Annotated in this window: 9 protein-coding genes; all 9 read left to right on the top strand. The window is 62.1% G+C overall.

What is annotated here, in order from left to right; translation table 11 throughout:
- Positions 1-254: 254 nt before the first annotated feature.
- Complete coding sequence (copC, locus tag AX672_RS08740) at positions 255-638, top strand: copper homeostasis periplasmic binding protein CopC (protein ID WP_066044284.1); 384 nt, start codon at positions 255-257, stop codon at positions 636-638.
- A 3-nt stretch (positions 639-641) separates the two neighbouring features.
- Positions 642-1586, top strand: coding sequence for a copper homeostasis membrane protein CopD (gene copD / locus AX672_RS08735; RefSeq protein WP_155645736.1), 945 nt, complete (start codon positions 642-644; stop codon positions 1584-1586).
- A 392-nt stretch (positions 1587-1978) separates the two neighbouring features.
- The gene (locus AX672_RS18865; RefSeq protein ID WP_171007819.1) at positions 1979-2308 is read left to right on the top strand and encodes a helix-turn-helix domain-containing protein; all 330 of its coding nucleotides are present in this window, start codon (positions 1979-1981) and stop codon (positions 2306-2308) included.
- Positions 2309-2387: 79 nt separating this feature from the next.
- Entirely contained in the window at positions 2388-3272 is an 885-nt protein-coding gene (locus AX672_RS08725; protein WP_066650760.1) for a sterol desaturase family protein, read from the top strand.
- Positions 3269-4006, top strand: a complete 738-nt coding sequence (locus AX672_RS08720) for a class I SAM-dependent methyltransferase (protein WP_067511735.1) — start codon at positions 3269-3271, stop codon at positions 4004-4006. Before AX672_RS08725 ends, AX672_RS08720 begins: the two co-directional genes overlap by 4 nt.
- Before the next feature lie 80 nt (positions 4007-4086).
- Positions 4087-6417 carry a heavy metal translocating P-type ATPase gene (locus AX672_RS08715; RefSeq protein WP_066044276.1) on the top strand — a complete coding sequence of 777 codons (2331 nt, stop codon included), beginning with the start codon at positions 4087-4089 and terminating at the stop codon, positions 6415-6417.
- A 3-nt stretch (positions 6418-6420) separates the two neighbouring features.
- The gene (locus AX672_RS08710; RefSeq protein ID WP_039330774.1) at positions 6421-6606 is read left to right on the top strand and encodes a DUF2933 domain-containing protein; all 186 of its coding nucleotides are present in this window, start codon (positions 6421-6423) and stop codon (positions 6604-6606) included.
- A 70-nt stretch (positions 6607-6676) separates the two neighbouring features.
- The gene (locus AX672_RS08705; RefSeq protein WP_230962369.1) at positions 6677-7120 is read left to right on the top strand and encodes a YybH family protein; all 444 of its coding nucleotides are present in this window, start codon (positions 6677-6679) and stop codon (positions 7118-7120) included.
- Positions 7121-7130: 10 nt separating this feature from the next.
- Entirely contained in the window at positions 7131-8417 is a 1287-nt protein-coding gene (locus AX672_RS08700; RefSeq protein WP_066044275.1) for a type II restriction endonuclease, read from the top strand.
- The last annotated feature ends 85 nt before the right edge of the window (positions 8418-8502 follow it).

Raw genomic sequence — 8502 nt, 5'->3', positions numbered from 1 at the left:
CCCGCACTCCGCTAATTTACGCCGCGACCTGTGCCAAATGTTCTGACGACGGACAATCGTCGACGCCGTCCAACAGGCCCACCGGCGGGGGGTGCCGCAACTGTTTCAGGAAATCGTCCATCACACCCTCATCCAACAATTGTTCTGCAGCGCCATACGCGCTCGCGCGAAAAACCCCTCAACAATTTCCGTCCTGAGGGGTGCGACCTCGACATGCGTATTCATGACCGGCACCACTTTTTTGGAGACCGAATATGCGCAAGACCCTTGTTGCCTTCTCGTTGGCCGTGCTCTCGCTGACCGCCCTTTCCGATACCGCTCTCGCCCATACCAAATTGGTCAGTTCGGCGCCGGCCGCAAACGCGACCGTCACAAATGTCACGTCGGTAAACCTGCAGTTCAATGAGCGGGTAATCGCTTCGACGATTAAGGTTGAGCTACTGATGATCGGCATGCCCGGGATGTCCGATCACGCGCCAATGAAAATCGCTTTCACATCGATGATGGGCAAGGACGGCAAATCGATGATGCTCATGCCCAAGAAGGCACTCAGCCCGGGCACCTACAAAGTCATATGGTCGGCCGCTGGTGCTGACACGCATCGTATGGGCAGTGAATTCAGCTTCACGGTCAAATAGAGCGTGGACACTGATTTTGGGATGATTGCCATCAGGCTCGGATTGTATCTGAGCCTGATGCTGCTTGTCGGGCTCGCCGCCTTTCCGCTCTACGCCTTGCGGCACGATGAAAGGCCGGAAGGGCAGGTGCTTCCACTGTGGTGGGCGCTCACTTTCTGGTCAGTTACGGCAATTACCTTGTCGGGTCTGGGATTGGCTGCACTGATCGCGGCCATGATGGGCGGGCCGTTAACCGATATCGACTGGGAAACCAGCCAATCCATCCTGTTTGAAACGCCGATCGGCACCGCGTGGTTGGTGCGGATGGCGGCGCTTGCGGTTGTTTTGATGGCTGCCTTCCCGCGGCGCTGGACCGATGAGCAGCAGCTTGGCACCATAGCGCTTGCGGGCGCAGTGGCGCTTTCATCGCTCGTCTGGACAGGTCATGCAGGAGCAAGCGAGGGCGGCTTGGGTCTCATCCACAAGCTGAGCGATATGCTGCATATGCTCGCCGCTGCGATCTGGCTCGGCGGGATCGCCGCCTTCCTGCTGCTCCTGCGGTCCCCGCTCGATCAGCATTCGGGCCGCAAATTGGTGGTCGGGCATCGCGCTCTCGAAGATTTTTCACGGGTCGGCACGATCTGTGTTGGAATAATCGCTGTTACCGGACTGATCAACGGTCAGGTTCTGATCGGCTTTTCGAATATCTTGCGCGTTTTTGACACCACATACGGGCAGGCACTTTTTCTGAAACTGGTTCTGGTTGCCGGGATGCTGCTCCTCGCTGCGCGAAACCGCTGGCGCCTGACGCCAGATCTGGCACTTGGGCTGAACGACGGGGATGCGTCCAGCGCTGTCGCGGCACTTCGCAAGAGCCTGATGCTGGAAGCGGGGGCGGCGATAGCGATCCTGGCGCTTGTGGCGTGGTTCGGCATGCTTGAGCCGCCCGCCAGCACGATGGTGCCTTGAGCGGAAGGGGCTCGCCCTGGTCGGGGACAATGGTGCTTGGCGTCGGCTGGGCATTGCTCGACGTCCGTGCGGGCGACAACCGGCCGCATCGCCACTTGGCGCACCAGGTCAGCCTTGCGCTCGATGCTCCCTGCGCAATCGGCGGAACGCTTTCCTTGCACCTAGCCGCGGGCGAGGCCGCAGCCATCCCGGCCGGGACCTTGCATAGCCTCGGCCCCGCCGGATCAGCGGTGCGAACCATCTATGTCGATCCGCGGTTTGGCGGGCGGTGCGACCTGTTCGGACGGCCCGAGCCATTCCGCCTCCCTCCCACGCAGACTGCGGCGCTGCGGGCCGTGCGATCCGGGACCGAAGCCAAAGAGTGGATTGCCCGTTTCCTGGGAACCAGTCCCGTGAGTTTGATCGATAGCCGGTTGCGATCGGCATTGGCAGGGATCGAACCAGGGATGAGCGCCGCCGAATTGGCCCAAGCAATGGGGCTTTCGCGAGCACGCCTTCGTGAAGTCGTCAGCCGCGATTTCGGGTTTCCGACTGTCAAATTGTTGCAATGGTTGCAGCTCCAACATGCGATCGACGCACTCCGCCACTCCGCCAGCCTCGCCGATGCGGCTGCCGCAGGGGGCTTTGCCGACCAGGCGCATTTCAACCGGCGGCTGGTCGAATGGTTCGGGGTTACGCCATCGCTCGGGCTCGCCCAGCTCGACATTTCGATCGTCCGCTAAGGTTCGAACCAGCGATTCGTTCAAGACCCGGCGCTGCGCTTGCCGCAGAGAACCGAGCGAACCGTATGGGATCGCCCGAATGTCTCTCTTCCGAACTCTCTATGCACCTGTCTATTTTCTCGGCTTTGTCGGGGCCGCGGCCGTGCTGGTTTCGTCCGGTGGATCGCCCATTTGGCTGATCGCGCTGTTCGCTTTGGCGATTGTCACCTCGCTTGTATCGGAGCGCGTTGCGCCGTTCGAGCCGGTTTGGAATCGCAGCCATGGCCACGCCCGCCGCGACATCGCCCATGCGCTGGTCAACGAAGGCTCGATCCTCGTGCTGGTGCTCTTGCTTCCCTTCTTTGCCAGCCTCGTCCCCTGGTCCTCGCTCTGGCCTTCCTTGCTGCCGTTCTGGGCCGAGCTAGCGCTGGCGATCATCTTGCTTGATGCCGGGATCAGCCTGACCCATTACGCCAGTCACAGGATCCCCCTGCTGTGGCGCTTCCATGCGGTCCACCATTCGGTGCGCCGAATGTACGGATTCAACTGCTTGCTTAAACACCCGATCCACCAGCTGATCGAGATTTCCGTCGGGACATTGCCGTGGCTGCTACTGGGAATTCCGCAGGACGTCGCGATTGTCGGATCGTTCGCGGTCGCCATCCAGTTACAGCTGCAACATTCGAATGTCGACATGCGGGTCGGGCCCCTGGCATTGCTCTGGGCGATCGCGCCGGTGCATCGCCACCATCACCTCGCGTCCGAGACCGAGGGCGATGTCAATTTCGGTCTGTTCCTGACGATCTGGGATGTGATGCTTGGGACGGCTCAATTCCGATCGAGCGCCCAGATTCGCGCTAGCTCGCTCGGTATTGCCGGTCGCTCCGACTATCCCGAGACCTATCTAGCACAGCTTGTCGAGCCATTCACTGCGGAATTAGCAGCGACTGATCCCGCACCGCAGCGCAGCGGGGTACGCCGATGACCGGGAGCGGCTCCTACACGCCCGCCGCTGGCTATCACTTTTTGACGCCGCTTTACGATGCCGGTGTCCGGCTATCGACCCGCGAGGCAGTCTGGCGCGAGGCTTTGGTCGAATTCTTGGCTCCTGAAGACCACGACCTGTTGCTCGACATCGGTGCCGGAACCGGCAGCCTTGCCCTGCTGGTGTCACGCAAGAATCCGGCCACTCGCTATTTCGGCATCGATCCCGACCCTCATGCCTTGGACATCGCCCGCAAAAAAGCGCGACGAGCCGGTATCGATGCCCAATTCAGGCAATCGTTCTTCTCGGCAGAGGCGGTAGCGGACTGGCCGGTGCCCAGTCTGGCGACGCTGTGCCTGGTGCTTCATCAGGTTCCGCTCGACGAGAAACTGCGACTGCTGCGCGAAGTGCATGCCATACTCCAGCCAGGAGGCCGCCTCTTCATCGCGGACTATGGCGAGCAGCGCTCTTGGCTCATGCGCAGACTGTTCAGGGCAACGATCCAGCAGCTCGATGGGATTGCGGACACCCAGCCCAATGCCGACGGCGTGCTCATCCCTTTATTGCGCGAGGCGGGCTTCGCGAAGGTGCGCGAACTCCAACACGTGAAGACTGTGACTGGATCTATCTCGATCCTGTGCGGTGAAAAAGACTTCGGGGCCGCGGGTGGCCAGAAAAGCGATGCCAGCTTGAGGGATGACGGTTCGATCCGCGTATCCAAGATTAGCAGCTAGCCGTTCCTTCCCGTTCGGCATGCCCGTCGGGTCGCCCAGCCTGCGGGCCGGAGGCGGGAGGATAACCATGGAGCAAACACATGGCCTCCCGCCACCACACTACCGAATCGTCGAGGCTTCACGATCCGGTCTGCGGCATGACTGTCGAACCTGAGGATTCGACACCGACAGCTACGCACGAGGCTGAAACCTTCTATTTTTGCAGCCAGGGTTGCCGGACGAAATTCATCGCCGACCCCCAGCGGTTTATCCACCAATCGGGTGGAACAGCACCGCAGCTGCAGCACGAAGCACCCGAAGGCGCGATCTGGACCTGCCCGATGCATCCGGAGGTCCAACAACCGGGTCCCGGAAGCTGCCCGATCTGCGGCATGGCGCTGGAGCCGATGACCCCCACGCAAAACGACGGCCCTTCCCCAGAATATGCGGACATGAAGCGGCGCTTCGTCATCGGCCTCGTGCTCTCGCTGCCGGTCTTCGCGCTTGAAATGGGCGGGCATCTGACCGGACTGCGCCACATGCTCGATGGCGGGATCGCCAATTTGGTCCAGATGGTGTTGGCGACGCCGGTGGTCCTGTGGTCTGGTTGGCCGTTCTTCGAGCGTGGCTGGGCGTCGCTCAAGAGTCGCCATCTCAACATGTTCACGCTGATCGCGATGGGAACCGGCGTCGCCTGGGCCTACAGCATGACGGCCACGCTTGCCCCCGGCGTGTTCCCTGCCGCGTTCCGTGCCGAGGATGGATCGGTCGCGGTCTATTTCGAGGCGGCGGCGGTGATCACCGTTCTGGTTTTGCTCGGGCAGCTACTCGAACTGCGCGCCCGCGAAACGACCAGCGGGGCGATCCGTGCGCTCCTCGATCTTTCGCCCAAGCTGGCACGGCGGGTACGCTCCGATGGCAGCGACGAGGAAGTGTCGCTCGACCAAGTTCTGGTCGGCGACACGCTGCGTGTGCGTCCCGGAGAGAAAGTGCCGGTCGATGGGGTGGTGCTGGAAGGCCGCGGCACGGTCGATGAATCGATGGTGACCGGCGAGTCCATGCCGGTGACCAAGGAGGCCGCCGCCAAACTGATCGGCGGGACGATCAACCAGACCGGCGGGCTGGTCATGCGCGCCGAGAAGATCGGCCGCGACACCATGCTGGCCCGCATCGTCCAGATGGTAGCCGACGCCCAGCGCAGCCGTGCGCCGATCCAGCGGCTTGCCGATACGGTGTCGGGCTGGTTCGTTCCTGTCGTGATCGCGATTGCCGCGATCGCGTTCATCGTCTGGTCGCTGATCGGCCCGTCCCCGGCGATGGGCTACGGGCTAATCGCAGCGGTCGCGGTGCTGATCATCGCCTGCCCCTGCGCACTCGGGCTTGCCACACCGATGTCGATCATGGTGGGCGTCGGTCGCGGCGCACAGGCTGGCATTCTCATCAAGAACGCGGAAGCCCTCGAACGGATGGAAAAGGTCGATACTCTTGTCGTCGACAAGACCGGCACGCTGACCGAAGGCAAGCCCGCCGTAGTCGCCATCGAAACCGCCGAGGGGTTCGACGCAGACGAAGTGCTGCGTCTCGCCGCCAGCCTCGAGCGCAGTAGCGAACATCCCCTGGCGCTCGCGATCGTGCGGGAAGCAGAAGCTAGAGGTTTTGCAATCAGCGAGCCGAGCAGTGTCGATCAGCCAGTCGGCAAGGGCATCACCGGCACTGTCGATGGCCGCATTCTCGTCGCCGGAAATGCCCGATTCATGGGCGAAAGCGGCATTGCGACCGGTGCGCTCGCGGAGCGCGCCGACCGGATGCGCAGCGAGGGCGCAACCGCGATCTTCCTCGCCATCGACGGCAAGGCCGCAGGGGCGATCGGCATCGCCGATCCGGTCAAGGAGACGACCCCCGCTGCGCTCAAGGCACTCGGCGAAGCGGGCATCCATGTCATCATGCTGACCGGCGACAACCGCGTTACGGCCGAGGCGATTGCGCGGCGGCTCGGTATCGCCGAAGTCGAAGCCGACGTGCTGCCGGACCAGAAGAGCGCCATCGTCAAGCGGCTGCGCGACCAGGGCAAGATCGTCGCGATGGCCGGCGACGGGGTGAACGACGCCCCTGCGCTTGCCGCCGCCGATGTCGGCATCGCGATGGGCTCGGGAACCGACGTCGCAATCGAAAGCGCGGGCGTCACCCTGCTCAAGGGCGACCTGACCGGGATTGTCCGCGCCCGGCACCTGAGCCATGCGACCATGGCGAATATCCGTCAAAACCTGTTCTTCGCCTTCGCCTACAATGTCGCGGGGATTCCCGTTGCGGCGGGGGCGCTTTACCCGCTGTTCGGACTGCTGCTGTCGCCGATCATCGCAGCTGCGGCCATGGCGCTGTCCTCGGTCAGCGTCATCGGCAATGCCCTCCGCCTCAAGCACGTGGAGATCTAGCCGATGCGTTTCACCCGTCCCGCCATTCTCGCAGCGGCATCTTTCGCCGCGATCGCGCTGTTTTACCTGCTGCGCGAACATTGGGCACACGCGCTCGGGCTATTGCCATACGCGATCCTGTTGCTCTGCCCGCTCATGCACTTCTTTCATGGCTCGCACGGACACAATCATCCGGGCGGAAAGCCTTGAGACCCGCCAATCCAAAACTGAACAGGGGAGAGAGACAATGCGTAGAACTTCACTAGCTGGCAACGCGCTCTTGCTGATTGCCAGCATTTCTGTCGGCACCTCTGCCGTTGCCCAGCAAAACGGCCAGGAAGGCGTCGCAGCGGTTTTGTCTGCTTACAAGTCTGCGGTTGAGCGGCTCGATATTACTGGCACCGACCAGCTGTTTGCGCCTGACGCTGTGGTGGTTGAATCGGGCAAGGTCGAAGGCAATTTCGGCGCCTATCGCGACCATCACCTCGGGCCCGAACTCAAGGAGTTCAAATCTTTTGCGTTCGGCGACTACGAAGTCGATATCAGGCTCGAAGGACCCATTGCGGTCGCAACCGAGACCTATACCTATCGAATTGTCCTCAAATCGGACGAAGCAATCGAGCGTCTTGGCGTTGCCACCAGCGTGCTCAAATGGGATGGGCAAGCATGGCGGATCATCTCGACGCACAGCTCCTCGCGCAAACCCAAGCAGCCCGCCAGCTGATGGCTATAGCATGAGCGCCTCTGACCGACCCGCGCTTGTGCGCAAGCTTATCGAAAGCTGGCGCGAAGACCCGGGTGCGACCTATCAAAGCTGGTTCCTGTGGGACGAACGGATCAAGAATTTCCGCTCCATCCGGCGCGGCATCCAGCAGGTCGTGGCCGAGATCGACAATGGGTCGTTCGGCGTTGCCTATCGCGGCTCGTCGCTCGAAACGGTTGTCCATTCCATCGCCGAGCAACGCCAAATCTTCAAAGGTGCCGACCATGCGTTCCTCTGGAAGCCCAAGCTGCGCATTCCCGACATTTACGAAAGTCCGGCCAATCAGCGCGCCTTCGGCCGCTTGCTCCATAATTGCGTCTGCTGCGACGAGGCCGAGGATGTCATTTCCCAAATTCGTGAAATCGACGCACTCAAGATCAAGGGGCTCGGTCCGGCGGTCGCCAATCTGCTCTATTTCCTGCATCCAACGCTGATCGCGCCGTTCAACACCGCGATCGTCAGCGGCTACAACGCGCTGACGGGCGCAAAGGTAAAGCTGGGCAGCTGGGAACAGTTCCTGGCGATGCGGAGCGGAATACTCGATCTCAACGACCAATATCGCGACCTCCTGTCGAACGACCTCGGGGCAATCGGAGGACTGCTGTTCGACATCGGCTCCGGCCGTTACCCCGCCCCGCCTTTGGGCGGGGAAGAAGCCGACGACTGGAGCCGAAGGCTCGACGTGGTCCGCGAGGAAGCGGCCCGGCTCGACAAGACGCGACTCGCCCAGGGCGAGAGCGAACGGACCCACAGCGAAATGCAGGCGTGGCTTCGCGACATCGGCATGGCGCTCGGATATCGCGTTTGGATCGCTGCCAATGACCGGGGCCGCCTGTTCGAGGGCGCGCCGCTCGGCAAGGGCTGCCTGGACTTGTTGCCCGATGAAATCGCCACTGCGCCAGGTGCGGACGCAATCCGATTGATCGACGTGCTCTGGCTTGAACGGGATAACGCTCAGGTTGCCGCCGCCTTCGAGGTCGAGCACTCGACCTCGATCTATTCGGGGATTGTCCGGATGCTCGATCTGGCGCTGAGCGGCAGCGAGTTCCACGCTGCAGCGGGACTGTTCCTGGTCGCTCCCGGCAACCGCGAAAAGGACGTGCGCGCGCAGATCGCCCGACCGGCCTTCAGCAGGGTTACGGACCTCGACATCTCCTACCTGCCATATGGCGAATTGGAAGCGCATCGCGAACAGATCGCGCGGTTCGGAAGCGGGCTGAAAGCGATCAGGGCTATCGCAAGCCCGTTGTCCCCGTAAATTCGATTTGAGCCCGGTCAGAGCAAGGATGGGGGCCGGTGAGAGAATGTTCGAAAACGTACGCTAAGCATCCCGACCGTTCCGA

Source organism: Sphingomonas sp. CCH10-B3 (assembly GCF_001556185.1).
GTDB lineage: Bacteria > Pseudomonadota > Alphaproteobacteria > Sphingomonadales > Sphingomonadaceae > Sphingomonas > Sphingomonas aquatica.
This window is presented reverse-complemented; position numbering and strand designations above follow the sequence as displayed.